The organism is Nitratidesulfovibrio sp. 1201_IL3209 (genome assembly GCF_036763125.1).
In the GTDB taxonomy this organism is placed as follows: Bacteria; Desulfobacterota; Desulfovibrionia; order Desulfovibrionales; family Desulfovibrionaceae; genus Cupidesulfovibrio.
Map to the genome: position 1 here is coordinate 1 of NZ_JBAIYT010000070.1, position 1077 is coordinate 1077.

Genomic DNA, 1077 nt, shown 5'->3' on the forward strand with positions numbered 1-1077 from the left:
GGGTCTTCGACGTTAGCTGTGGAATTCACGCCTCCAAGAGTTGGGTGATGGGCGCTCCGATCAGGTAGATCATGGTGATGAAGGTTGTTACGTTCCGATACCCTCTGGCCCGCGAGCGAGCAGCCTGAAAGAGGCCATTGAGCCCTTCCAAGCGAGCATTGGAAAGCAAGGAGTCCCATCTTCTCAATATTCGAGGCAAATGATCCTCGAACGTGTTCAGCGCCTTGCGTACCGGTGCGAGCAGAACCGAATCCCCGGCAAGTTCCCGAGCGAATTCGAAAAACCGCGTTGCTCGCCATCGCGCACCCTGCCTGGTGTCAGCTTTGCGCACCCACCGCAGCAGTTCCTTCACCCGAAACGCGGTGGCTGTCGCCAATCCACGTTCCTCCAACTCCTTGAGCGCCGCGACCTGCTCCTCGCTACGCCAAGTTTCCAGGCCCTTGAGAACCGCCCACCGGGCAGCCTTGGGAAGTATGACCTCTCTGGCTTCCAGACGCCTGACCTCGTCGAGGGCTTTGGTGAAAATCTGAACCACATGGAACCAGTCCACGGTTACAGCGGCATTTCTGAAGGTCGCCTCGGCCGCCGACAGAAAAGCTGGTGACATGTCGCAGACCACCTCGACCACGTTCTCCGGATTGCCCTGACGCCCTTTGAGGTACGCGGCAAAGATCTTGAGGCATTCCTTGCCTTTGCCTGGAGTCGCGAAGACCACCGGGCGGCTTTCCCGGTCCATGTCCACGAAGATGGTGACGTAATGATGGCCACGCTTGGTTGCCGTTTCGTCAAGGCCGATTCCGCACAGTCGGCTGAGATCAAGCTTGCCCATGGCCTTCAAGACGTAGTGCGTCACGACCCGCCATATCCGCTTGTCGGTGACGCCGACGTAACGCGCCACGGCGTTGACCGGCATCTCTCGGGCAAGAAGCATGACCGCTTGCTCGAAAAGCAGGGTGAACCCGCTGCCAGGCCGTGCCCATGGGACATTGACGCGCTTGAGGCCATGTTCCGGGCATCTCACTCGGGGGACACGGGCCTTGATCAGGCAGTGATGCTGGAAGAAGTTGAGATGCCGCC

1 protein-coding gene is annotated in these 1077 nt (G+C 59.4%); it reads right to left on the reverse strand.

Translation table 11 applies throughout. The features are described 5' to 3' along the window. Positions 1-25 precede the first annotated feature (25 nt). On the reverse strand, positions 26-1077 hold a 1052-nt coding region (locus V6B97_RS17055), incomplete at its 5' end, for an ISL3-like element ISDvu5 family transposase (RefSeq protein ID WP_333507708.1).